This window comes from Streptomyces sp. NBC_00335, assembly GCF_036127095.1.
Lineage (GTDB): Bacteria > Actinomycetota > Actinomycetes > Streptomycetales > Streptomycetaceae > Streptomyces.
In genome coordinates this window covers 2,942,234-2,965,446 of the sequence record NZ_CP108006.1, presented here as the reverse complement: position 1 = coordinate 2,965,446, position 23,213 = coordinate 2,942,234, and the positions used below count along the sequence as shown (strand labels likewise).

The following is a 23,213-nucleotide window of genomic DNA, read 5'->3' as shown; positions in this document are numbered from 1 at the left end:
GATAATGGCCTGGAAGCAATGTGTTCGATGCCGGGTACTAGGCGCCTGAATGGAGCCGTCGGCTGACGATGAACTGGTTTCAGGAAGGGGAACGAGCATGGCGGCCATGAAGCCGCGGACGGGCGACGGCCCGCTCGAGGTCACCAAGGAGGGGCGGGGCATCGTCATGCGCGTACCGCTCGAGGGCGGCGGTCGGCTCGTCGTCGAGCTGACTCCGGACGAGGCGGACGCCCTGGGTGACGCCCTGAAGAAGGTCGTCGGCTGATCCCCAGGTCCACCAGGGATGACTGACAGTACTTTCGCTGCATTCTCTGCACTGCCCCGGCCGCGATCTGCGGTCGGGGCAGTGTTGTGTCCGCAAGGACCGAGGGCCTAGGACCGAGAACCACACCGGGGCGCGGCTCCTCGCCGGAACCGTGCCGGGCGGTACGGCCGCGCAGACCTTCGCGCTACCGCGCCGACCCGCGACCGCAGCGCGGGCTCAGCGCCGGACCGCGCACAGCAGCCCGTCGCCGACCGGGAGCAGGGCGGCCTCCAGGGCCGGGCTCTCGCGGACGCTGCGCAGCAGCTCGCGGACGCGGAGCACCTCCACCGGCTGGGCCGCGGAGTCGACCGTACGGCCGTCGGAGAAGACTCCCTCGAAGCAGACCAGGCCGCCGGGGCGGAGCAGGCGCAACGATTCAGCGAGGTAGTCGAGGGACTCGGACGGGTCCCCGTCGCAGAAGACGAGGTCGTATCCGCCGTCGGCCAGCCGGGGCAGTACGTCCAGGGCGCGGCCCGGGATGAAGCGGGCGCGGTTGCCCGCGAAGCCGGCGGCGCGGAAGGCCTGGCGGGCGAAGGCCTGCCGGTCCGCTTCGGGATCCACGGTGGTCAGGACCCCGTCGGCGCGCATGCCGTGCAGGAGGTGGATGCCGGACACGCCGGTTCCGGTGCCGATCTCGGCGACCGCCTTGGCGTCCGCGGTGGCGGCGAGCAGGCGCAGCGCGGCCCCGGTGCCGGGGGAGACGGAACGCAGTCCCGCTTCCCTGGACCGGTCGCGGGCCCATCGCAGAGCGTCGTCTTCGGCGACAAACGCGTCGGCGAACGCCCAGCTCGTCTGCCGGTTGCCGGTAATGACCCTCTCCTGTCCCCATAGTTGGCGCAACGGTGACTGTATCCGCTGGAGTCGGGAACCCGCAGATGGGACCGGGCGTTGAGAGCAGTAGAGACGCAAGAACGGCCTGGGGCCTGAAGCCCGTGCAAAGTTACTGCAAAAAAGCTTATCCAGAGCTGACGGGAGGGGTGGCTATGGTAGGGATTCCGCTGGACACCACCAGAGCCGACAGGGGAGGTGCGGCTGCGCCTGTGGATCGTGGGGGTGTCCTCCGACGCCTCTTCTGGTCGGCCGGTGAGCCGAAATCCGTGACCAACATTGCTGACCGTTTCCGCACCGTAGACACCGCAACCACCGCGACGTTCGCCGCCGATGCGGGCTCCCAGGCGTGGACCCCTCCCTCGTGGGAGGAGATCGTCAGCACGCACAGTGCGCGGGTCTACCGTCTCGCCTACAGGCTGACGGGCAACCAGCACGACGCCGAGGACCTGACGCAGGAAGTCTTCGTCCGCGTCTTCCGCTCGCTGTCCACGTACACGCCCGGCACCTTCGAGGGCTGGCTGCACCGGATCACCACGAACCTCTTCCTCGACATGGTCCGCCGCAAGCAGCGCATCCGCTTCGACGCCCTCGCCGACGACGCCGCCGAGCGGCTGCCGAGCCGTGAGCCGTCCCCGCAGCAGGTGCTGCACGACACCCACTTCGACGCGGACGTCCAGCAGGCGCTGGACACCCTCGCGCCCGAGTTCCGCGCGGCCGTGGTGCTCTGCGACATCGAAGGCCTGTCCTACGAGGAGATCGCCGCCACGCTCGGCGTGAAGCTCGGCACCGTGCGCAGCCGTATCCACCGGGGCCGTTCGCACCTGCGCAAGGCGCTCAAGCACCGTTCTCCCGAGGCCCGTGCCGAGCAGCGCGCGCTGGCCGGTGTGGCCGTGGGCGCGCCCGGCGCAGGGGGAGAGGGCGGAGCCGAGTGAGCGGGATCAGTCCGTCCCCGTCGCCCGCCGAACAGGCCTCCTCCGCCGAACGGCATCTGGGCGACCGGCTCGCCGCCCTCGTGGACGGGGAGTTGGACCACGACGCGCGCGAGCGGGTACTGGCGCACCTGGCGACGTGCCCCAAGTGCAAGGCCGAGGCCGATGCGCAGCGGCGCCTGAAGACCATGTTCGTGGAGAGCGCTCCGCCTCCGCTGTCGGCCGGGCTGCTGGCGCGGTTGCAGGGGCTGCCGGGAGGCGGCTCCGAGGGCCCCTCAGGCCCCTCCGGCCCCTTCGGGCCGTCCGCGGGAGCCGACCCCTTCGCGCCCTTCGGCTACGCGCCGCCTGCGGCCGCGGCCGCGCCGCAGCAGCAGGGCTTCCGGATACACGAGGTGGGCCGGCAGCGGCGCCGCTTCGCGTTCGTGGCCGCAGGAGCGGTGTCGCTCGCCGCGATCGCGCTGGGCGGTTCGCTGCCGATGGAAGCGGTCGAGCCCAATGCCCGCGGCGAGGCCCCGGCCGCGCGCACGGGTCCCGTGGTCCCGGTGGTCGACGCGGTGGTCCGGGAGAACCGGCTGCCGAAGCCGGGCACCGTCCCGACGCTCCGCTCGGTCACCCCCCTCGCGGCCTCCCCGACGCCCGCCCGCCCGACCACTTCCGCCCGCCCGGTGTCCCTGTACCGCTAGTGCTGCGGCCGGAAGGTTCACCGGGGCGCGACGCCCGGCACGGCACCTCGTCACACTCCCGTCTGCCTCGCGACGCCCGGCAGGCGCTCTCGCCGCACCGGGCGGAAGCCGAGTACTCCGGGCGCCGTTCACCCGTTCCCCGTCCCCGCCCGTCCGGCCCGCCGGGGCGGGTGGCGGGGGCGACCTGGTTGAATCTCCGCCAGATGCCCCGCCCCGGGCGGCCGGCGGAGACCGACAGGTAGGCGGGGAGCGCCCATGTCCGACAGTCAGCAGACCGATCCGGCGGCGGATCCGGTACCCGCCCTCCTGCCCCGCTGGTGGAGCCGCCCCGCGGATCCCGTCGGCGCCGACGAGGTGTCCGTACCGGCCCCGCGGGCCGAGTCCCCCGCAGCCGGGGATCCGGCCCCCGCCCCGGTCCCCCAGTGGTGGAGTCGCCCCGCGGAGCCGGTCGCCGCGCACGAGGGATCCGTACCGCCGCCGAGGGCGGTGCCGGACGCGGACGCGGGCACGGACACGGAGCCGCGGTACGACCCGTGGGGTGCGCGGCCGCTCCAGGCGGTGGACCACGGCCGGGCGGGATCCCGCCGGGTTCGGCTGCGCCAGGGCATCCTCCTCGGCGTCGGGATCGCCCTCCTGGCCGGTGGCATCGGCGGCTACGCGGGGGTCCTCGCCGAGCGGCAGGCCGGCACCCGCCTCGAACTTCCGCAGGCGGCCCGCGCCGACCGCGGCCGCGCTCCCGACAGCGTCGCCGGGATCGCCGCCACCGCGCTCCCCGGTGTGGTCACCCTGCACGTCAACGGCGCGCAGAGCAGCTCGACCGGCACCGGCTTCGTCCTCGACGGGCAGGGCCACATCCTCACCAACAACCACGTGGTCAACGGGGCCCGGACCATAACGGTCACCTTCAGCACCGGCGAGAGCGTCCCCGCCGAACTGGTCGGCGGCGACACCGGATACGACCTGGCCGTCGTCAAGGTCGACGGGGTACGGGGCCTGCGGCCGCTGGCGCTCGGCAACTCCGAGAACGTCGAGGTCGGCGACCCCGTCGTGGCCATCGGAGCCCCCTACGACCTGTCCAACACCGTCACCGCGGGCATCATCAGCGCCACCGGCCGTCCCATCACCGCCGGCGGCGACAAGGGCGACGGCAGCGACGTCAGCTACGTCGACGCCCTCCAGACCGACGCCCCCATCAACCCCGGCAACTCCGGCGGACCGCTCCTCGACGCCAAGGCCCAGGTGATCGGCATCAACAGCGCCATCCGGGGAGGCGACGGCAAGGACAGCTCCGGACAGCAGCGCGGCAGCATCGGCCTAGGCTTCGCCATCCCGGTGAACCAGGGCAAGCGCGTGGCCGAGGAGCTGATCCGCACCGGCCGCGCCACCCACCCCGTCATCGGCGTCACCCTGGACATGGACTACTCCGGCGACGGCGCCCGGGTGGGGGAGAAGGGCGAGGACGGCAAGCCCGCCGTCACCGCGGGCGGGCCCGGAGCCCGCGCGGGCATCAGGCCGGGCGACGTGATCACCGAGGTCGACGGGGTACGGGTGCACGGCGGCGACGAGCTGGTGATCAAGGTCCGCGCCCACCGGCCGGGCGACCGGCTCACCCTCACCGTGCTGCGCGAGGGCCGGGAGCGCACGCTGGAAGTGGTCCTCGGATCCGCGAACGGATCATGACGGGCGGGTGAATGCCGAAGCGGTCCGGTAATCAGCCGGTCCTGGTGTATTGGCCTGCGGACCGGGCCGGGTACCGTGTGACAGGCCTGACGTGAAGAGAGCCGAGGAGCGGGGCAAGGTGTTCAACGACATAGGCGCACTCGAGCTGGTCACGATCGTGGTGCTCGCCATTCTCATCTTCGGCCCGGACAAGCTGCCCAAGGTCATCCAGGACGTCACGGGCGTCATCCGGAAGATCCGCGCTTTCTCCGACAGCGCGAAGCAGGACATCCGCTCCGAGCTCGGTCCGGAATTCAAGGACTTCGAGTTCGAGGACCTGAACCCGAAGAACTTCATCCGCAAGCAGCTGACCGAGAACGAGGACCTCAAGGAGATCCGGAGCAGCTTCGATCTCCGCAAGGAACTCAACGACGTCACCGACGCGGTCAACGGCAAGGAGTCCGAGCCGGCCGCGGCCGCCGACGGCGCCCTCCCCGCCGCCGCGCCGGGCGCCGGACCGGACATGGTCAAGAAGCCCGCGACCCCGGCGCAGGACCAGCGCACGCGCTACGACGCCGACGCGACCTGACGCCACCGGGGACCACGCGCACGCCCGCTTGCCCGGCGAACCGCGGTCGGATGGCTATCCTCCTTGAGTCCGGACCCAGGACGCCCGAGGGGGGTGGGCCGTTCCGGATCCCACGGAACGAGAGGCCGCTCAGATGGAGACGACGAGCAGTAGCCGGGTAGGCACGCAGCCCGCCGAGGCACAGACGCCAGCCCCCGCACTGGCAGCAGACCCTCCGCAGTCCCCGGACGCGGGCGCCCCGCCCGTCCCTGCCGCCCGCCGGGCGGCCGAGGGGTACCTGCGGGCCGACTTCCCCTGGTACGGGCTGGACGGGGCCTTCAGCGGCCCCCGCTGGCTGATGCAGGTCGCCGCGGGCGCCGACGGAAGCGTGGAACACGGCTCGACCGGTCACGGTGACGAGCCCTCCGCCCGCGGCGAGATCGCCACCGGGGAGAAGGAGCGCTTCGCGGTGGTCGTCACCGTGGCCAGCAACCCGCTGCGCCGCACCGCCGACGGCACCGGCGTCCTGGAGGCCACCTCGGTCTCCTCGGCGGCCTGGCTGGCCGGCTCGGGGCTGCTGGCCTACAGCTGGCCGGGGCAGATGGACCACAGCCTGCGCAACGACTGGCTCGACCAGCAGACCGAGGCCGCGTGGGAGCTCGCGGACGACCTCGCGGGGCCGGACTGGTCGACGCTGTCGCTGCCGGTGGACGGGGAGCCGACGCCGTTCCACTACCGCGAGTCGGAGTTCGGGTGGGTCCTGGCCGGATCGACCGGCAGCGGGGTGCACTTGGGTGCGTACGGGCGCGGGATGAGCGCGTACGGGCTCGGCTTCTCGGTGATCGGCGACCTGGCGGCGTACGAGTAGGAACAAGAAAAACAGGAACAAGAAAAAGGGGGGCTCAGCGATGGAATTCCATCGCTGAGCCCCCCTTTTTCAGCGTGTCAGGGTGTCAGAACTTGTTGCGCGGGGTGATCCCCAGGGACATGCCCGCCAGGCCGCGGGCGCGGCCGCCGAGCTTGCCCGCGATGGCGCGCAGGGCCGCGCCGGCGGGGGAGTCGGGGTCCGACAGGACGACCGGGGTGCCGTCGTCGCCGCCCTCGCGCAGGCGGACGTCGATCGGGATCGAGCCCAGCACCGGTACCGCCGCGCCGACCGTCTTGGTCAGGCCGTCGGCGACCTTCTGGCCACCGCCCGAGCCGAACACGTCGACCATCTCGTCGCAGTGCGGGCAGGGCAGTCCGGACATGTTCTCGACGACGCCGACGATCTTCTGGTGGGTCTGCACGGCGATCGAGCCGGCCCGCTCCGCGACCTCGGCCGCGGCCTGCTGCGGGGTGGTCACGACGAGGATCTCGGCGTTCGGCACGAGCTGGGCCACGGAGATCGCGATGTCGCCCGTGCCCGGCGGCAGGTCGAGCAGCAGGACGTCCAGGTCGCCCCAGTACACGTCGGCCAGGAACTGCTGGAGGGCCCGGTGCAGCATCGGACCGCGCCACACCACGGGCGCGTTGCCCGGGGTGAACATGCCGATGGAGATGACCTTCACGCCGTGCGAGGACGGCGGCATGATCATGTTCTCGACCTGGGTGGGGCGGCCCTCGACCCCGAGCATGCGCGGCACGCTGTGGCCGTAGATGTCGGCGTCGACCACGCCGACCTTGAGGCCGTCGGCCGCCATCGCCGCCGCCAGGTTCACGGTGACCGAGGACTTGCCGACGCCGCCCTTGCCGGAGGCGACCGCGTAGACGCGGGTCAGCGAGCCGGGCTGGGCGAAGGGGACCTCGCGCTCGGCGGTGCCGCCGCGCAGGGTCGCCGCGAGGTCCTTGCGCTGCTCGTCGCTCATCACGTCCAGCGTGACGGCGACCGAGGTGACGCCGGGGACCCGCTGCACGGCCTCGGTGACCAGGTTGGTGATGGTCTCGCGCATGGGGCAGCCCGACACGGTCAGGAACACGGTGACGGCGACCTCGCCGCCGTCGCCGATCTCCACCGATTTGACCATGCCCAGCTCGGTGATGGGCCGGTGGATCTCGGGGTCGTTCACCGTCGCCAGCGCGTCCAGGATCGCGTCCTGTTCGGGCACGGCAGCGGCGGAGGCGGAGCTTGTGTCGGTAGCCATGCCCCGATGGTACGGCGCGGTGGCGGGCCTCAGGGAAGCCCGCTAGCGGTCGCCTTCGTCACTCTCGGCGGGGAATAGCCGCCGCTCGTCCATCTCCTTGATCAGATCCTGGAACTCGGACCGGATCCAGTCGCGCGTGGCGACCTCTCCCAGACCCATCCGCAGCGCCGCGATCTCCCGGGTCAGGTACTCGGTGTCGGCCAGCGAGCGCTCGTTCTGCTTGCGGTCCTGCTCCAGGTTGACCCGGTCCCTGTCGTCCTGGCGGTTCTGTGCCAGCAGGATCAGCGGGGCCGCGTAGGAGGCCTGGAGCGACAGCATCAGGGTCAGGAAGATGAAGGGGTACTGGTCGAAGCGCACGCTCTCGGGCGCAAAGATGTTCCAGAGCACCCAGATGATGATGACGACCGTCATCCATACGATGAACCGGCCCGTGCCGAGGAACCGCGCGACCCGCTCCGAGAGCCGCCCGAAGGCCTCCGGGTCGTACTCGGGCAGCAGCCGCCGGCGCGCCGGGCGCGGCAGGTCGAGCCGGGTCCGCGAGCGCGACAGCGCGCTCGCCCCCGACGACTGGCCCGACTGGCCCGCCTTCGCCCGCTCGCCGCGCTCGAAAGAGGAACGTTCCGCCCGCTCGGCGGCCGCCTCCGACAGCCCGTACTCGCGCCCTGCGGCGCGTGCCTGCTCGCGCCGTTCCCGGGCCTGCTCCTTGCGCCGCTCGCGCGGCTGCTCGCCGCGCCCCCGCTCAGTCCCCACGGAGGGCCCCTTCCGCACGCTCGGAATCCTGGGGACCCCCGGGGCCCTCCGAATGGAAGTCCGTCTCCCGCCAGTCGTCCGGCAGCAGGTGGTCCAGTACGTCGTCCACGGTGACCGCGCCCAGCAGCGAGCCGCTCTCGTCGACGACCGGGACAGCGACCATGTTGTACGCGGCCAGGTAGCTGGTCACCACCGGCAGCGAGGCGTCCGGCCGCAGCGGCGCCAGCCCGGTGTCCACGATCGAGCTGACCAGGGTGAACGGCGGATCGCGCAGCAGCCGCTGGAAGTGCACCGTGCCCAGGTACTTGCCCGTCGGCGTCTCGTCCGGCGGCCGGCACACGTACACCTGCGCCGCCAGCGCCGGCGACAGGTCCGACTGCCGTACGCGGGCCAGCGCGTCGGCGACCGTCGCGTCGGGCCGCAGCACGATCGGCTCCGTGGTCATCAGACCGCCCGCGGTGTTCTCCTCGTACGACAGCAGGCGCCGCACGTCGGCCGCGTCGTCCGGCCGCATCAGCGTCAGCAGCCGTTCCTTGTCGTCCTCCGGCAGCTCCGAGAGCAGGTCGGCCGCGTCGTCCGGGTCCATCGCCTCCAGGACGTCGGCCGCGCGCTCCTCCTTCAGCTTCCCGAGGATCTCCACCTGCTCGTCCTCGGGCAGCTCCTCCATGACGTCCGCGAGCCGGTCGTCGTCCAGCGCGCTCGCCACCTCGGCACGCCGCTTGGGCGTCAGGTGGTGCAGGACGTTCGCCACGTCCGCGGGGCGCATCTGCTCGAAGGTGGCGACCAGGTTCTCGGCGCCCTGCCCGTGCTCCTCCAGCGAGAAGCCCGTCACCGCCGACCACTCCACGGTCAGGGTCTCGCCGCGCCGCCGCAGCGCGCCCGACTTGCCCTTCCGTACGAAGATCCGGTCGATCTCCCAGTCACGGCGGGCCGGCAGCTGCTGGATGGCCACGTCCAGGACGGTGACCTCCTCGTCGTCCGCGACCAGGCGCACCCGCCGGTCCAGCAGTTCGCCGAGGATCAGCCGCTCGGTGGGGCGCTGCTCGAAGCGCCGCATGTTGACCACGCCGGTGGTGATCACCTGGCCGGACTCGACGCCCGTCACCCGGGTCATGGGCAGGAAGATCCGCCGCCGGCTGACGACCTCCACCACCAGACCGAGCAGCCGGGGCGGCCGACCGCCCACGCGGAGCATCGCGACGAGGTCGCGCACCCGGCCCACCTGGTCGCCGTTGGGGTCGAAGACGGGCACACCCGACAGATGAGAGACGAAGATCCGTGGGGCGCCTGCCGCCATCCGAGCGCCTCCTACGAGCTGCGTCATCCGTCGATCACCGGTACTGCCGCCCCCAGGTTAGCCCGTACCGCACACAACCTCCTGGTGGGGCCGTCCGCCCGGGCATCCCCCGGCGCCGGCGCGGCGCCCCCGGGACCTCCGTACGCGCGTCCCCACGGGCTGCGCACGGGCGCCGCGCGGAGGCCCGCGTACGGGCGGGTACGCTGCCAGCTGCTCGCCGACGCAACGAGAGGGGCACCTGCCCGTGACCGCCTATTTCCCCGCCCCGCGGCTGCGCCGGGCCGCCTTCGTCGGTGCCCTCTGCGCGGGCCTGGCCGTCGTCGGAACGGGGTGCGGGGCGGATCCCGACGAGGGGACGAACGGGGTCGGCAAACTGTCCGCCGACCAGATCGAGGACAAGGCGAAGACGGCCGTCACCGGGGCGCAGTCGGTCCACCTCTCCGGCACGCTCGTCAGCGGCGGCAAATCCTTCACCCTGGACATGCGGCTCGGGGCGGACGGCGGCTCCGGCGAGGTGAAGTCCCAGGACGACACCACCTTCCAGCTGCTGCGGGTCGGGGAGCAGCTCTACCTCAAGGCGGGCGCCGCGTTCTGGGGGCAGTCCGAGGCGGCCGGCAAGCTCGGCGACAAGTTCGTCAAGGTGCCCGAGGGCGACCCCTCGTACAAGCAGTTCCGCGGGTTCACCGACATGCAGGTCATGCTCGACGGGCTGCTCGGGCTCGACGGGAAGCTCACCAAGAGCGAGGACTACACCAAGGTCGGGCTCACCCGGGCCGTCCAGGTCTCGGCGGACAAGGGCAAGGGCGGCAAACTCTCGGTCTCCCTGGAGGGCACCCCCTACCCGCTCCTGATGGAACGCGCGGGCGGCGCCGGCCGGGTGACCCTCGCGGAATGGGGCAAGCCGGTCGAGCTGACCGCGCCCGAGCCGGACCAGACCGTGGACTACGGCTCCGAGCTGCCCACGACCAAGGAGCAGGAGGGCGCCCCCAAGGCCTCCGGCCAGGGCACCAACCCGCAGGGCTAGCGCGCCTGTCCCTAGGGCCGGGCCGCCTTCTTCTTCCGCTTCAGCAGCAGCTTCGGCAGCCCCGCCGGGATGGGCTGCCGGGTCGTCGCCGGGGAGCCCAGCGGAGCCGCCGCCAGCGAACCCTCGGGGAGGTCGGCCCGGACCGACTCCGGCTCCAGGCGGAGCAGCCGGCACTCCCGCGCCCAGCGCTCGGTCATCTCGGCGGAGTCGGGCGCGTTGAGCCGCTTGCCCTTGAGCTCGGCCACCGCGGCCTCCCACGGCTCGCTGCCGGGCACGAGCTCGCGTACGGTCGCCGTCCACGCGACGAGCCGGCCGCCCTTGTCCTTGCTGCGCACGGTCACCTCGGCCGCCGCCCCGTCCGCGAGCCCCGGGAACGGCTGCTCCCCGGGCCCGTCGCCGAGCACGTGCGCCGCGCCGTCCACCCAGGCGTGCCACAGCCCGCGGTCGGCCCCGGAGCCGCGGACCCAGATGAGGCCGGACTTCTTGGTGGCCTCCTCGACGAGGGCCAGATCGAGCGCGCTGAGAGTCATGCGCACAGGGTAGCCAGCGCCCCCCGCACGCTCACAGCCAGTGGGCTCACAGCCAGCCGTGCCGGCGCAGGGCCCGGTGGATGGTGAAGCAGGTTCCGGCGATGGTGGCCATCACCATCGGATAGCCGTAGCGCCACTGGAGCTCCGGCATGTGCTCGAAGTTCATCCCGTACACCCCGCAGATCATCGTGGGCACGGCGATGATCGCCGCCCAAGAGGTGATCTTGCGCATGTCCTCGTTCTGCGCGACGGTCGCCTGCGCCAGATTGGCCTGGAGGATTGAGTTCAGCAGCTCGTCGAAGCCGACGACCTGCTCGTGCACCCGGGCCAGGTGGTCGGCGACGTCGCGGAAGTACTTCTGGATGTCGGGCTCCACCAGCCGCATCGGGCGCTCGCTGAGCAGCTCCATGGGGCGCAGCAGCGGGGAGACGGCCCGCTTGAACTCCAGCACCTCGCGCTTGAGCTGGTAGATGCGGCCCGCGTCGCCGCCGCGCGCGGCGCCTTTGGCGGGGGCGGCGAAGACCTCGCTCTCCACCTCGTCGATGTCGTCCTGTACGGCCGCGGCGACGGCGATGTACCCGTCGACCACGTGGTCGGCGAGGGAGTGCAGGACGGCGGACGGGCCCTTGGCGAGCAGCGCCGGGTCGTCCTGGAGGCGGTGGCGCAGGCCCTTGAGGGAGCCGTGGCCGCCGTGCCGGACGGTGATGACGAAGTCGGGGCCGGTGAAGCACATCACCTCGCCGGTCTCCACCACCTCGCTGGTGGCGGTGAGTTCGGCGTGCTCGACGTAGTGGATCGTCTTGAAGACGGTGAAGAGGGTGTCGTCGTAGCGCTCCAGCTTCGGCCGCTGGTGCGCGTGCACCGCGTCCTCCACGGCGAGCGGGTGCAGCCCGAACACGGCGGCGATCCCCGCGAACTCGGCCTCCGTCGGCTCGTGCAGGCCGATCCACGCGAATCCGCCGTCCTCGCGGACCTCGCGCAGCGCCTCACGGGGCGTCAGGCAGGAGGCTCCCTGCGCGCGCACGTCGCGCCGCCCGTCGCGGTAGACGGCGCAGTCGACCACCGCGCTGTTCGCGGACGGGTCGCGGGTGGTGTCGTAGCCGGGCTGTGCCGGGGTGGACCTGCGCAGCGCGGGGCGGACGGCGGCACGGAGGTAGGGCAGCATCGACATGGCAGGCTCCTTCGCGCGCACGGCTGCGGACCGTACGGGTGGGAGGTCCTTCCGGATGACACGCTCACCGCGGTCGGCAGTCCGGGCGGGCAGGCGGAAGGATCAGGCAGGACGGGAGGACACAGTTCTTCCGTCGCTCTTCGACCGATCCGACGTGTGGATCCAAGACCCGCGGATCAAAGGGGGCGCGGCGCGCCCGTCGGCGAAGTGGAAGAGCGAGAGGTACCGCACGTACTGTGCGATCGACTTCGATGCACCGCAGCCCCACCTCCTCCGGCCGGTCCCCCGTAAGGGACGTCCTGTCGCCGGGGCACTGAAACTTCTCTTCTGAGAGCGTCCCCGACCAGCGGTCAACGATATCAGCCGACGGATGGTCAAGAGCCGCTCTTTACCCGGCTGATACGAGTTCTATGCTCGCTCCATGGCAGAAATTCTGGCCCTTGTGGAAGCCCGGCTGCGCGCCGCCCTCGGCGAACCCGACGCCCGCGCCGCCGTCACCTTCCTGGGCACCGACCGTTTCGAAGTCCTCCGCTTCACCGAGGGCGACCTCGTGCGGTACGCGACCCTCGGCATGTCCGCCCAGCCGATGACCGACCCGACGGCGGTGGTCTCCGACCCGGTCCGCGGCCCGCGCGCGGAACTCGTCCTGACCGTACGGGGCGGCCTCGCGCCCACCGACAAGCTGCTGAGGCCGCTCGCCGTGCTGGCGGCCTCGCCCCAGGTGGAAGGACTCGTCGTGACGCCCGGCGCCTCACTGGACGTGGGCGAACCCCTCTGGGACGGGGCGCCGTTCACCTCCGTGCTCGTCGCGGAGCCCGGCGGGCTGGTCGAGGACGTCGTCCTGGACGACCCCATGGATCCCGTCTCCTTCTTCCCCCTCCTGCCGATGACGGCGAACGAGGCGGCGTGGAAGAGGGTCCACGGCGCCGCCGCCCTGCAGGAACGCTGGCTCGCGCGCGGCACGGATCTGCGGGACCCTCTGCGTACGGCAGTCGCACTGGACTGAGCATCCGGCCGCCGCCCGGCCGCCCGGACGGGTGAGCGCGTCTTGACGGGGCGCGCGGCGGGGAGGAGCGTGGCTTCTTATGAGGGGCGAACCGAGTTGCCCGAAGTGTGGTGGCCGGGTCAGGGCGCCCGGTCTTTTCGCCGACTCCTGGCAGTGCGCTGTGCACGGCACCGTCCATCCCCTGCAGCCCGTGATCCCGCCGAGCGTCGAAGGTCTGGGCGTGGTGGTGAACCGGGCGCAGGTACCGGTCTGGATGCCCTGGCCGCTGCCCGTCGGCTGGCTGTTCACCGGGGTCGCCTCCGCCGGTGACGACCGCAGCGGCGGCCGGGCCACCGCCGTCGCCTGCTCGGGTCCCGGCCCGCTGGGCGGCATCGGCGAGCTGCTGCTGATCGCCGAGGAGCTGGGCGTCGGCCTGGGCGCGCGGTTCGCCGGTCTCGACGCCCCCGACCCGGGCCGCTACATGAACGTCTCCGCCCCGCCGCACGCCAAGGTGGTCGCCGCCGGGCGCCCGACGCCGCTCTGGCACGTCACCGGCGTACCCGAGGACCGGGCCGTCTTCGCGGGCGAGGCGCGCGGGCTGTGGCTGTGGGCGATCGTCTGGCCGGAGCAGTCGGGCCTGCTGATGTACGACGAGCTGGTCCTGACCGACCTGCGCGACGCGGGGGCCGAGGTGGAACTGCTGCCCTGCGGCGCCCTGAGCCCCCGGATTCTGTCCTCCTGACGCGCCGCTCGCGCGGCTCGGCGCCGGGGGGCGCCTCCCCGGCTTCGCGGCGCTGCGCCGGACTCCGTCCGGCGGACCAGACGGGCCGGTCCGGCGCTGAGGCGCCATGCGGGCGGTCCGGCGGCATCCGGCGCGGCCCGGCCGGTGGGTCCCGTACCGGGAAAAGCGGACGCTATCCTGGAGTGTCCCCCGTCCGCGTGTGAACCCTGGAGTTCGGCTGTGCGCATCGATCTGCACGCCCACTCCACGGCCTCGGACGGTACGGACACCCCCGCCGAGCTGGTGCGCAATGCCGCCGGTGCGGGGCTCGACGTGGTGGCGCTGACCGACCACGACACCGTCGCCGGATACCGCGAGGCCATCGCCGCGCTGCCCCAGGGGCTGACCCTGGTCACCGGCGCCGAGCTGAGCTGCCGTCTCGACGGCATCGGCATGCACATGCTGGCGTACCTCTTCGACCCGGAGGAGCCCGAGCTCTTCCGCGAGCGCGAGCTGGTGCGCGACGACCGCACCCCGCGCGCGCAGGCCATGATCGGCAAGCTGCAGGGCCTCGGGGTGGACATCACCTGGGAGCGGGTGGCCCGGATCGCCGGTGACGGCTCCGTGGGGCGCCCGCACATCGCCGCCGCGCTCGTCGAGCTGGGCGTCGTGCCCACCGTGTCCGACGCCTTCACCGCGCACTGGCTCGCCGACGGCGGCCGCGCGTACGCCGAGAAGCACGAGCTCGACCCCTTCGACGCGATCCGCCTGGTCAAGGCGGCCGGCGGGGTCACCGTCTTCGCCCATCCCGCCGCCGTCAAGCGCGGCACCTGCGTGCCCGAGAGCGCGATAGCCGCCCTCGCCTCGGCCGGCCTCGACGGCATCGAGGTCGACCACATGGACCACGACGAAGCGACCCGCGCGCGCCTGCGCGGCCTGGCCGGCGACCTCGGTCTGCTGACCACCGGGTCCAGCGATTACCACGGCAGCCGCAAGACCTGCCGCCTCGGGGAGTACACGACCGACCCCGAGATCTACGGCGAGATCACCCGCCGTGCCACCGGGGCGTTCCCGGTCCCCGGCGCCGGTGGACGCGTACGCGGCTGACCTCTGCCGCCGCTCCCCGCTGCACCTTCCCCTTTTTCGTGACACCCCTCTTCTGCAAGGCATCACTGTGCTCGATTTCGCCGTCTTCGGATCCCTCTTTCTCACGCTTTTTGTGATTATGGACCCCCCTGGGATCACGCCCATCTTCCTCGCGCTGACCTCCGGCCGCCCCGCCAAGGTGCAGCGCCGCATGGCCTGGCAGGCCGTCTGCGTCGCCTTCGGCGTCATCGCCGTCTTCGGCATCTGCGGCCAGCAGATCCTCGACTACCTGCACGTCTCCGTGCCCGCCCTGATGATCGCGGGCGGGCTGCTGCTCCTGCTCATCGCGCTCGACCTGCTCACCGGCAAGACCGACGAGCCGAAGCAGACCAAGGACGTGAACGTCGCGCTCGTCCCGCTCGGCATGCCGCTGCTCGCCGGGCCCGGCGCGATCGTCTCGGTGATCCTGGCCGTGCAGAAGGCCGACGGACTCACCGGTCAGTTCTCCGTGTGGGCCGCGATCGTCGCGATGCACATCGTGCTGTGGGTGGTGATGCGCTATTCGCTCGTCATCATCCGCGTGATCAAGGACGGCGGCGTGGTCCTCGTGACGCGCCTGGCGGGCATGATGCTGTCCGCGATCGCCGTCCAGCAGATCATCAACGGCGTGCTCCAGGTGATCGAAGCCGCGTAGCGTCACCCGCCGCGCATGCGAACGCCCCCGCACCGGGATCGGTGCGGGGGCGTTCGGCGAATAGGTGGACGCGGTCAGTTGGACACGGTCTCAGCCGGTCGGATCAGGATGCGCTGGCCTACGGCCGCGGCCTGCTGCACGATCCGGTTGACGGAGGCCGCGTCCACGACGGTGCTGTCCACGGCAGATCCGTCGACGTCGTCCAGGCGCAGAATCTCGAAGCGCATGGGGCTTCTCCCTTCGTCAGTGTTTCTCCTTGTACAGGGTTAACGAAGTGTAAGCCGCAAACATTCCCTACGCTAAGGAAATTTTTTCCTTGTCTAACTACTAACGGGTACCGGAGACGTCAGAGGCCTCCCCGGAGGCCCCCTCGCACGCCTCCCAGAACGCCTTCAGCGCCGCCGCCGTGGCCGCCGGATCCTCGGCGTTCGGAGAGTGTTCCGTCCCCGGGACCACCACCCGCGCCGCGCCCAGCCGGCGCGCCATCCCGTCCATCTCCGACACCGGCCACACCGGGTCCGTCTCCCCGGACAGCACCAGCTTCGCGAGCCCGGGCGCCGCGGCGACCAGCTCGTCGATCCGGTCCGGCTCCTCGATCAGCGCCCGGCCGGTGACCATCAGCTGCTCGGGGACGGTCCCCAGCCAGCGGGCGCGCAGGAAGGCCGCGAGGGCCGGGTCCTCGGCGGGCGCGTCGCGCGGATCCATGGCGCGCATGGCCGCCCAGATGCCCGGCATGTCGTCGCCCATCGCCTCCAGCGCCGAGACCAGCAGCTTCGTACGGCCCTGCTGGTCCGCGCAGACCGCGCCCGGGCCGCTGCTCAGCAGCGTGAGGCTGGCGTACGGGGCCGGGTCGAGGACCACGGCCGCCCGGACGATCAGCCCGCCCAGCGAATGCCCGAGCAGGTGCACGGGACCGGCCGCGTCCAGGGCGGCGGTCTGCGCGAGGACGTCCCGCGCCAGCTCCGCGAGGGCGTACGGGGCCTGCGTGCGCGGGCCGCCGCTCTCGTGCTGGCCGCGGCCGTCGACGGCGACGACGCGGTACCCGGCGTCGGCCAGCGGCCCGAGAAGACCGATGAAGTCCTCTTTGCTGCCGGTGTAGCCGGGCACCAGCAGGGCGGTGCCGCGGGCCGGCCCGGCGGGCAGGGCCTCGTGCGCGGCGAACTCGCCGCGGGCCGTGACCAGCCGGTACGCGCGGGCTGCGGGCGGGAGCGTGAGGGACGGCGGCTTGCTCATGGCCCGAGGTTACCGGCCCGTACGCCCGTACGGGAGCTCCGCCCGGGCCCGGGTACGCCGATGGCCCCGGCCCCCTCGAAGGGGGACCGGGGCCATCGGCAGGGCGTTACGCCTCCGGGGTCTCCACCGCGGCGACGGCCTTGCGGGTCCGCGTGCGCTTCGGCTTGACCGGAGCCTCCTCGGCAGCGGCCTCGGCGGCCGGAGCCTCCGGGGCGGCAGCCGCGACCTTGCGGGTGCGGGTGCGCTTCGGCTTGACCGGAGCCTCCTCCGCCACCGGGGCGGCGGCTTCGGCGACGACCTCGGCGGCCGGGGCGGCAGCTGCGACCTTGCGGGTGCGGGTGCGCTTCGGCTTGACCGGGGCCTCCTCGGCGACGGCGACAGCAACCGGCGCGACGGCCGGAGCGGCCGGAGCCTCGACCACGGCGGCCTGGGCGACGACCTCGGCCACCGGGGCGACGACCTCGGCCACCGGAGCGGCCGCGGCCTTGCGGGGAGCACGGGCACGCGGGGCGCTGCTGCGCGGGGCACTGCTCCGGGGGGCGCTGGTACGGCGCTCCCGGACCGGCTCCACGAGCGGGGCCATCTGGAAGTCGACCTCGGGCTCCACGACGAACGGGGCCAGGGGCTCCAGCGTCGTCGAGGGGGCGACGAAGGTGGCGGCCGGAGCGGCCGACCGGGTCCGGCGACGACGCGGCTTGCGCGCCTCGTCGGCGGCCGGAGCCTCCGGAGCCTGGATCGCCGGAGCCTGGACCGCCGGAGCGGCCGCGGCGACCGGGGTGGCCTCGGTGGTGACCGGGGTCAGGAGCTCGGCGCCCTGGTCCGAGCCGCCACGGGTGCGGCGGCGCTGGCGCGGGGCACGGGCGGGACGCTCCTCGGTGACCGGGGCGGCGGCACTGCGGCCACCGTCACGTCCACCATCACGACCGGCATCACGGCCACCGTCACGACCGGCATCGCGCCCGCGGTCACGACCGCCGTCGCGACCGCTGTCACGGCCACCGTCGCGGCCGCCACGGCCACCGCGGCCGCCGGTCTCGCCCAGGTCTTCCAGGTTCTCGGCCTTCAGGCCGGCCCGCGTGCGCTCGGCGCGCGGCAGGACGCCCTTGGTACCGGCCGGGATGTTCATCTGCTCGTACAGGTGCGGGGACGTGGAGTACGTCTCCACCGGGTCGTGGAAGTCCAGCTCCAGCGCCTTGTTGATCAGCTGCCAGCGCGGGATGTCGTCCCAGTCGACCAGGGTGACGGCGATGCCCTTCTTGCCCGCGCGGCCGGTGCGGCCCACGCGGTGCAGGAAGGTCTTCTCGTCCTCGGGCGTCTGGTAGTTGATGACGTGGGTGACACCCTCGACATCGATACCGCGCGCGGCGACGTCGGTGCAGACCAGCACGTCGACCTTGCCGTTGCGGAAGGCGCGCAGCGCCTGCTCGCGGGCGCCCTGGCCCAGGTCGCCGTGGACGGCGCCCGAGGCGAAGCCGCGCTTCTCCAGCTGCTCGGCGATGTCGGCCGCCGTGCGCTTGGTGCGGCAGAAGATCATGGCGAGCCCGCGGCCTTCGGCCTGCAGGATGCGGGAGACGAGCTCCGGCTTGTCCATGTTGTGCGCACGGAAGACGTGCTGCGTGGTGTTGGCGACGGTCGCGCCCTCACCGTCCTCGGAGACGGCGCGGATGTGCGTCGGCTGGGTCATGTACCGGCGGGCCAGCCCGATGACCGCACCCGGCATGGTCGCCGAGAACAGCATCGTCTGACGCTTGGCCGGGAGGTAGCTCATGATCCTCTCGACGTCGGGCAGGAAGCCCAGGTCGAGCATTTCGTCGGCCTCGTCGAGGACGAGGGCCTTGACCTTGGAGAGGTCGAGCTTCTTCTGCCCGGCCAGGTCGAGCAGGCGGCCCGGGGTGCCGACGATGACGTCGACGCCCTTCTTGAGCGCCTCGACCTGCGGCTCGTACGCGCGGCCGCCGTATATGGCGAGGACGCGGACGTTGCGGACCTTGCCCGCGGTGAGGAGGTCGTTGGTGACCTGGGTGCAGAGCTCGCGGGTCGGAACCACCACGAGGGCCTGCGGGGCGTCGGTGAGCTGATCCGGCGTGGAACGGCCGGCCTCGACGTCCGCGGGGACGACGACGCGCTCCAGCAGGGGGAGGCCGAAACCGAGCGTCTTGCCGGTACCGGTCTTGGCCTGGCCGATGACGTCCGTGCCGGACATGGCGACGGGGAGGGTCATCTCCTGGATCGGGAAGGGGGACACAATGCCGACGGCCTCAAGGGCTTCGGCCGTCTCGGGAAAGATCCCGAGGTCTCGGAACGTAGTCAGGGTGCTGCCTCTTCTGTGAGACGCGGCGCGAGGCGGCGAAGGGGGTCGTACCGTGCCGGGCTTGCAGTACTACTACGTACGTACGAAGCTGCGCGGGACCACGAGCCATCGCTCAGGCGCTTTATGCCGCTGAGGGGGCCCCTCGTGGGAGGCGGTACGTATGAACGTACGCATCACGCCGAGGGCGGTCGGGTGGAGCCGATCGGGCCACCGACCGGGCATCCTCATTCGGATGGCCCGCCGAGTGTTCGGCAGGCGCATTACCACTGTACCCCGGAATCTCGCAGCTGTGTCGGGTGAATTCACCAGGTAGGCGCGTTTACGTGGACTGAGCAGGTGGTTCATGGTGCCTTTCGGCGAGCTATTGTGCGGAGCATGTCGACCGTTGAAAACGCATCGCCCGCCGACGAAAGCGCCCCCTCCGAGGCAGCCGGCATCGCCGCCCAGGACTGGGCCACGGCCTCCGCCTCGCCGCAGTACCGGGCCGCCGTGGTGGATCTGCTCGGGGCGCTCGCGTACGGCGAACTCGCGGCCTTCGAACGCCTCGCGGAGGACGCGAAGCTCGCGCCCACCCTCGGGGACAAGGCCGAGCTCGCGAAGATGGCCTCCGCCGAGTTCCACCACTTCGAGCGCCTGCGCGACCGGCTCACCGCGATCGACGAGGACGCCACCGCCGCGATGGAGCCCTTCGCGAAGGGCGTCGACGACTTCCACCGCCAGACCGCCCCGTCGGACTGGCTGGAGGGCCTGGTCAAGGCCTACGTCGGCGACTCCATCGCCAGCGACTTCTACCGCGAGGTGGCCACCCACCTCGACACGGACACCCGCGGGCTCGTCGTGAGCGTGCTCGACGACACCGGCCACGGCGGTTTCGCCGTCGAGAAGGTGCGCGCCGCGATCGAGGCCGACCCGCGCTGCGGCGGCCGGCTCGCGCTGTGGGCCCGCCGGCTGATGGGCGAGGCCCTCTCGCAGGCGCAGCGCGTGGTCGCCGAGCGCGACGCGCTCTCCACCATGCTGGTCGGCGGAGTGGACGGGATGGCGGCCGGCTTCGACCTGGCGGCCGTCGGCGAGATGTTCACCCGGATCACCAAGGCGCACACCAAGCGCATGGCGGCCCTGGGCCTGGCGGCGTAGCCCCGGTCCCGTCCCGTAGACGTACGACGGCCCCCGCGCGGAAGCTCAGCGCGGGGGCCGTCGTCATGGGTCAGTGGGGTCGTCTAGCCCCGCGTCGGAACCGAAAACGGAGTCCGGCGGGACGGCCTCGCAGTCCGGCCGGCGGGCCGCAGCAGCAGGGACAGGACCACCGCCGCGACCAGCGCGCCGCCGATGAGGGTCGCGAACAGGGTGTTGTGCCCGGGGCCCAGCGCGGTGTGCGTCAGATAGGCCCCGAAGAGGGCGCCCGTCACTCCGCTCACCAGCACCGCCCGCGGAGAGGGCAGCCGCGGGCCGAGCGCACGGACGGCCGCCCCGGCCAGGGCGAGGCCCAGGAGAGCGGAGCCGAGCGCCTCGATCAGCAGCATGTGGGGTTCCTCTCGAACGGCGGACGTACCGGGGCGTAACGGGAGCGTGTTCCTTACTGGCGTCCTACCCGAAGCGGAGGAAACGGAAACGGCCCGGCGGAGTCCTCCACCGGGCCGTTCTCGGTACTTCTGGGTCCTGCTGGGTACCTCAGGGTGCTTCGCAGAGCGCTTCGGCTCAGAGAGCGCCGAAGCCGACCTTGCGCACGCTGGGCTCGCCCAGGTCGACGTACGACAGGCGCTCGGACGGCACCAGGACCTTGCGGCCCTTGATGTCCGTGAGGCTCAGCAGCGGCGCCGAGCCGGACAGGGCGGCGGTGACGATGCTCTCCAGCTCCTCGGCACTCAGGTCGCTCTCGAGCACGATCTCCCGGGGTGCGTGCTGCACGCCGATCTTGACCTCCACGGCCTTGTCCCTCCGACGGTCCGGTTCGCGCGATCAGCCGCGCCGTTACCCGGTCCACATTAGCCCGGAGAGGGGACGTGTCCGCCGCGCGGCGAAAACGCTCGCAGCGAACAGCCGCCGGTCAGACCGGCGGAGACCGCCGGGGCCGGCCCGGAAAGCCGGGCCGGCCCCGGGCGGACGCCGCTCAGAGCCAGGTCGGAGGCCCGTCAGGCGCCCGCCGGACGCCGGTCGGGCTCGGTCAGACGTCCGTCGGGTGCAGCGGGAAACCGGCGATTCCGCGCCAGGCGAGGGAGGTCAGCAGGCCCACCGCGGTGTCACGGGCTACCGGGCTCTCGCTCGACAGCCAGTACCGCGCCACGACCTGCGAGACCCCGCCCAGCCCCACGGCCAGCAGCATCGACTCGTCCTTCGACAGGCCGGTGTCCTCGGCGATGACGTCCGAGATGGCCTCGGCGCACTGCAGCGAGACGCGGTCGACGCGCTCGCGCACCGCCGGCTCGTTCGTCAGGTCCGACTCGAAGACCAGCCGGAAGGCGCCGCCCTCGTCCTCGACGTACGCGAAGTAGGCGTCCATCGTCGCGGCGACACGCATCTTGTTGTCGCTCGTCGACGCGAGCGCGGTGCGCACGGCGAGCAGCAGGGCCTCGCAGTGCTGGTCCAGGAGCGCCAGGTAGAGGTCGAGCTTGCCGGGGAAGTGCTGGTAGAGCACCGGCTTGCTGACTCCGGCACGCTCCGCGATGTCGTCCATGGCCGCTGCGTGGTAACCCTGCGCGACGAAGACCTCCTGGGCGGCGCCCAGAAGTTGGTTGCGCCGGGCCCGGCGCGGAAGTCGCGTGCCCCGCGGACGCGCTGCCTCGGTCTGCTCGATGGCTGTCACGCCGCCTCCCACTTTCTCTAGAACACAATGCGCCTTGCGTCGCGCGGCCATCGTACTTTTCGGTAACCGAATCTGGAGGGTTCAAGCCGAGTTTTCTCGCGGTACGGACCGCCGGTTACCCGCCGGAGATGCTGGTCAGCGCTTGCTCAGCGGTAGTCGTCCTCGTCCAGGGGCACCACCCGGGTCTGCTCGGCGGTGTCCCCGTCGGAGGCTTCGCGCTGGCCCACGGGGGTCAGCGGATCGTCCTCGACCGGATTCAACTCCGCGTTCTGCTCCGCCGCGTCCGCCTCGGGGGCTTCCACGTCGAGCCCGTCGGCGGCTTTCCGCAGCTCTGACTGGAAGGTGTCCGGTTCCGCAGGGTCGACAGTCATGGAGCACCCCTTTCCACTTCCACCTACGAGCCTAGGAGGATCGCGCATACCCCGCTAGGTGGCTCCGCAAGCATCTGTGACGGCGAACACAAGGGGCGGGGCGTGATCGTCTCGTAACATTGCCCCATGTCTTCGACCGAGCTGCCGGGTGTACGGTCCGCCGACCCCTCGTCTTCCGGACAGTCTTCCCAGGTGGGAGCCGTGCGAGTGGCCGAAGGGGAGCAGCTGCGCACCGACCGGCTGCCCGGGCTGGAAATGAACGTACGGCTGCGCCCGGCGGTCCGGGCCGGTTTGCCGCCCGCGCTGTTCGTCCACGGGCTCGGCGGATCCTCGCAGAACTGGTCCGCGCTGATGGCGCGGCTGGCCGATTCCGTCGAGGGCGAGGCAGTGGACCTGCCCGGTTTCGGCTGGTCCCCGCCGCCCGCCGACCGGGACTACTCGGTGACCGGGCTCGCCCGCGTCGTCATCCGCCACCTCGACGCCGCCGGGCGCGGACCGGTGCACCTGTTCGGGAACTCCCTCGGCGGCGCCGTCTCCACCCGGGTCGCGGCCGTCCGGCCCGACCTGGTGCGCACGCTGACGCTGGTCTCCCCGGCGCTGCCCGAACTGCGCGTACAGAAGTCGGCCGTGCCGACCGCGCTGCTCGCCGTACCCGGCATGGCCGGGGTCCTGGACCGGCTCACCCGCGGTCTGAGCGCCGAACAGCGCACCCGGGGGGTGACGGACCTCTGTTACGGAGACCCCTCGCGGGTGACGCCCGAGGCGTTCGAGGCGGCCGTCGAGGAAATGGAACGGCGGCTCGCACTCCCGTACTTCTGGGAGGCGATGACACGCTCCTCGCGCGGCATCGTCGACGCGTACACCCTCGGTGGCCAGCACGGACTGTGGCGCCAGGCACAGCGGGTGCTCGCGCCGACCCTGCTGGTCTACGGTGGCCGGGACCAACTCGTCTCGTACCGTATGGCGCACAAGGCCGCCGCGGCCTTCCGGGGTTCGCGGCTGCTGTCCCTGCCGGAGGCGGGGCACGTGGCGATGATGGAGTACCCGGAGGTGGTCGCGGCCGCCTTCCGGGAGCTGCTGGACGCCACCGGCGACGGGGGCACCGTGCACACCATGAATACCGACGAGGACGGCAAGGGCTGA

26 protein-coding genes are annotated in these 23,213 nt (G+C 72.2%); 13 read left to right on the top strand and 13 right to left on the bottom strand.

Annotation, left to right across the window (positions count from 1 at the left end):
• Positions 1-97 precede the first annotated feature (97 nt).
• On the top strand, positions 98-265 hold the full coding sequence (locus tag OHA37_RS13035; protein WP_003966491.1) for a DUF3117 domain-containing protein: 168 nt from the start codon (positions 98-100) through the stop codon (positions 263-265).
• A 216-nt stretch (positions 266-481) separates the two neighbouring features.
• Here OHA37_RS13035 and OHA37_RS13030 read toward each other — a convergent pair whose 3' ends face one another.
• Entirely contained in the window at positions 482-1,144 is a 663-nt protein-coding gene (locus OHA37_RS13030) for an O-methyltransferase (protein WP_243335946.1), read from the bottom strand.
• A 143-nt stretch (positions 1,145-1,287) separates the two neighbouring features.
• Between OHA37_RS13030 and sigE the strand changes: the two genes are divergently transcribed.
• The 5 genes from sigE (at position 1,288) to OHA37_RS13005 (ending at position 5,842) form a co-directional block, all read left to right on the top strand.
• The gene (gene sigE / locus OHA37_RS13025; protein WP_243335949.1) at positions 1,288-2,067 is read left to right on the top strand and encodes an RNA polymerase sigma factor SigE; all 780 of its coding nucleotides are present in this window, start codon (positions 1,288-1,290) and stop codon (positions 2,065-2,067) included.
• The gene (locus tag OHA37_RS13020; RefSeq protein WP_443046156.1) at positions 2,064-2,747 is read left to right on the top strand and encodes an anti-sigma factor family protein; all 684 of its coding nucleotides are present in this window, start codon (positions 2,064-2,066) and stop codon (positions 2,745-2,747) included. The genes sigE and OHA37_RS13020 overlap by 4 nt, the downstream gene beginning before the upstream one ends.
• Positions 2,748-3,002: 255 nt before the next feature.
• A complete protein-coding gene (locus OHA37_RS13015; RefSeq protein ID WP_323182330.1) occupies positions 3,003-4,427 on the top strand; it encodes a S1C family serine protease in 1,425 nt (474 codons plus the stop codon).
• Between the two features lie 118 nt (positions 4,428-4,545).
• Positions 4,546-4,995: a sec-independent translocase gene (locus OHA37_RS13010; protein ID WP_266912730.1), complete on the top strand. Its 450-nt coding sequence runs from the start codon at positions 4,546-4,548 to the stop codon at positions 4,993-4,995.
• A 133-nt stretch (positions 4,996-5,128) separates the two neighbouring features.
• Entirely contained in the window at positions 5,129-5,842 is a 714-nt protein-coding gene (locus OHA37_RS13005) for a hypothetical protein (protein ID WP_266904799.1), read from the top strand.
• An 85-nt stretch (positions 5,843-5,927) separates the two neighbouring features.
• Here OHA37_RS13005 and OHA37_RS13000 read toward each other — a convergent pair whose 3' ends face one another.
• The 3 genes from OHA37_RS13000 to OHA37_RS12990 form a co-directional block, all read right to left on the bottom strand.
• On the bottom strand, positions 5,928-7,097 hold the full coding sequence (locus OHA37_RS13000; RefSeq protein WP_266904798.1) for an Mrp/NBP35 family ATP-binding protein: 1,170 nt from the start codon (positions 7,095-7,097) through the stop codon (positions 5,928-5,930).
• 42 nt (positions 7,098-7,139) lie between these two features.
• Positions 7,140-7,646, bottom strand: a complete 507-nt coding sequence (locus OHA37_RS12995) for a DUF1003 domain-containing protein (protein WP_250741830.1) — start codon at positions 7,644-7,646, stop codon at positions 7,140-7,142.
• A gap of 190 nt (positions 7,647-7,836) precedes the next feature.
• Positions 7,837-9,144 (bottom strand): magnesium transporter MgtE N-terminal domain-containing protein, encoded by a 1,308-nt coding sequence (locus tag OHA37_RS12990; RefSeq protein ID WP_266904797.1) that lies wholly within the window; start codon positions 9,142-9,144, stop codon positions 7,837-7,839.
• A gap of 244 nt (positions 9,145-9,388) precedes the next feature.
• Here OHA37_RS12990 and OHA37_RS12985 point away from each other — a divergent pair, with 244 nt between their 5' ends.
• Positions 9,389-10,168 (top strand): hypothetical protein, encoded by a 780-nt coding sequence (locus OHA37_RS12985; protein ID WP_266904796.1) that lies wholly within the window; start codon positions 9,389-9,391, stop codon positions 10,166-10,168.
• An 11-nt stretch (positions 10,169-10,179) separates the two neighbouring features.
• Here the strand turns inward: OHA37_RS12985 and OHA37_RS12980 are convergent, their stop codons facing one another.
• Both OHA37_RS12980 and OHA37_RS12975 read right to left on the bottom strand, forming a co-directional pair.
• On the bottom strand, positions 10,180-10,698 hold the full coding sequence (locus tag OHA37_RS12980) for a hypothetical protein (protein WP_266904795.1): 519 nt from the start codon (positions 10,696-10,698) through the stop codon (positions 10,180-10,182).
• Positions 10,699-10,744: 46 nt separating this feature from the next.
• Positions 10,745-11,869 (bottom strand): magnesium and cobalt transport protein CorA, encoded by a 1,125-nt coding sequence (locus tag OHA37_RS12975; RefSeq protein WP_266904794.1) that lies wholly within the window; start codon positions 11,867-11,869, stop codon positions 10,745-10,747.
• Positions 11,870-12,290: 421 nt separating this feature from the next.
• Between OHA37_RS12975 and OHA37_RS12970 the strand changes: the two genes are divergently transcribed.
• From OHA37_RS12970 to OHA37_RS12955, 4 genes are all read left to right on the top strand, one after another.
• Entirely contained in the window at positions 12,291-12,875 is a 585-nt protein-coding gene (locus OHA37_RS12970) for a suppressor of fused domain protein (protein ID WP_266904793.1), read from the top strand.
• Positions 12,876-12,954: 79 nt separating this feature from the next.
• The gene (locus tag OHA37_RS12965; protein ID WP_266904792.1) at positions 12,955-13,596 is read left to right on the top strand and encodes a DUF6758 family protein; all 642 of its coding nucleotides are present in this window, start codon (positions 12,955-12,957) and stop codon (positions 13,594-13,596) included.
• A 219-nt stretch (positions 13,597-13,815) separates the two neighbouring features.
• Positions 13,816-14,682: a PHP domain-containing protein gene (locus OHA37_RS12960; RefSeq protein ID WP_266904791.1), complete on the top strand. Its 867-nt coding sequence runs from the start codon at positions 13,816-13,818 to the stop codon at positions 14,680-14,682.
• A gap of 67 nt (positions 14,683-14,749) precedes the next feature.
• On the top strand, positions 14,750-15,355 hold the full coding sequence (locus tag OHA37_RS12955; RefSeq protein WP_266912728.1) for a MarC family protein: 606 nt from the start codon (positions 14,750-14,752) through the stop codon (positions 15,353-15,355).
• A 74-nt stretch (positions 15,356-15,429) separates the two neighbouring features.
• Here OHA37_RS12955 and OHA37_RS12950 read toward each other — a convergent pair whose 3' ends face one another.
• The 3 genes from OHA37_RS12950 to OHA37_RS12940 all read right to left on the bottom strand — a co-directional run bounded on the left by OHA37_RS12950 (position 15,430) and on the right by OHA37_RS12940 (position 18,809).
• A complete protein-coding gene (locus tag OHA37_RS12950) occupies positions 15,430-15,582 on the bottom strand; it encodes a hypothetical protein (RefSeq protein ID WP_243335969.1) in 153 nt (50 codons plus the stop codon).
• A gap of 100 nt (positions 15,583-15,682) precedes the next feature.
• On the bottom strand, positions 15,683-16,588 hold the full coding sequence (locus OHA37_RS12945) for an alpha/beta fold hydrolase (RefSeq protein WP_266904790.1): 906 nt from the start codon (positions 16,586-16,588) through the stop codon (positions 15,683-15,685).
• A 106-nt stretch (positions 16,589-16,694) separates the two neighbouring features.
• The gene (locus OHA37_RS12940; RefSeq protein WP_266904789.1) at positions 16,695-18,809 is read right to left on the bottom strand and encodes a DEAD/DEAH box helicase; all 2,115 of its coding nucleotides are present in this window, start codon (positions 18,807-18,809) and stop codon (positions 16,695-16,697) included.
• 465 nt (positions 18,810-19,274) lie between these two features.
• On the opposite strand from OHA37_RS12940, the gene OHA37_RS12935 reads away from it, so the two are divergent.
• Complete coding sequence (locus OHA37_RS12935) at positions 19,275-20,033, top strand: ferritin-like fold-containing protein (RefSeq protein ID WP_243335974.1); 759 nt, start codon at positions 19,275-19,277, stop codon at positions 20,031-20,033.
• An 83-nt stretch (positions 20,034-20,116) separates the two neighbouring features.
• Here OHA37_RS12935 and OHA37_RS12930 read toward each other — a convergent pair whose 3' ends face one another.
• The 4 genes from OHA37_RS12930 to OHA37_RS12915 all read right to left on the bottom strand — a co-directional run bounded on the left by OHA37_RS12930 (position 20,117) and on the right by OHA37_RS12915 (position 22,070).
• Complete coding sequence (locus OHA37_RS12930; protein ID WP_266904788.1) at positions 20,117-20,419, bottom strand: hypothetical protein; 303 nt, start codon at positions 20,417-20,419, stop codon at positions 20,117-20,119.
• Between the two features lie 175 nt (positions 20,420-20,594).
• Positions 20,595-20,822 carry a DUF3107 domain-containing protein gene (locus OHA37_RS12925; RefSeq protein ID WP_250741766.1) on the bottom strand — a complete coding sequence of 76 codons (228 nt, stop codon included), beginning with the start codon at positions 20,820-20,822 and terminating at the stop codon, positions 20,595-20,597.
• Between the two features lie 238 nt (positions 20,823-21,060).
• Positions 21,061-21,699 carry a TetR/AcrR family transcriptional regulator gene (locus OHA37_RS12920; RefSeq protein WP_266904787.1) on the bottom strand — a complete coding sequence of 213 codons (639 nt, stop codon included), beginning with the start codon at positions 21,697-21,699 and terminating at the stop codon, positions 21,061-21,063.
• A gap of 146 nt (positions 21,700-21,845) precedes the next feature.
• The gene (locus tag OHA37_RS12915; protein WP_266904785.1) at positions 21,846-22,070 is read right to left on the bottom strand and encodes a hypothetical protein; all 225 of its coding nucleotides are present in this window, start codon (positions 22,068-22,070) and stop codon (positions 21,846-21,848) included.
• A gap of 126 nt (positions 22,071-22,196) precedes the next feature.
• On the opposite strand from OHA37_RS12915, the gene OHA37_RS12910 reads away from it, so the two are divergent.
• A complete protein-coding gene (locus OHA37_RS12910) occupies positions 22,197-23,213 on the top strand; it encodes an alpha/beta fold hydrolase (protein ID WP_266904783.1) in 1,017 nt (338 codons plus the stop codon).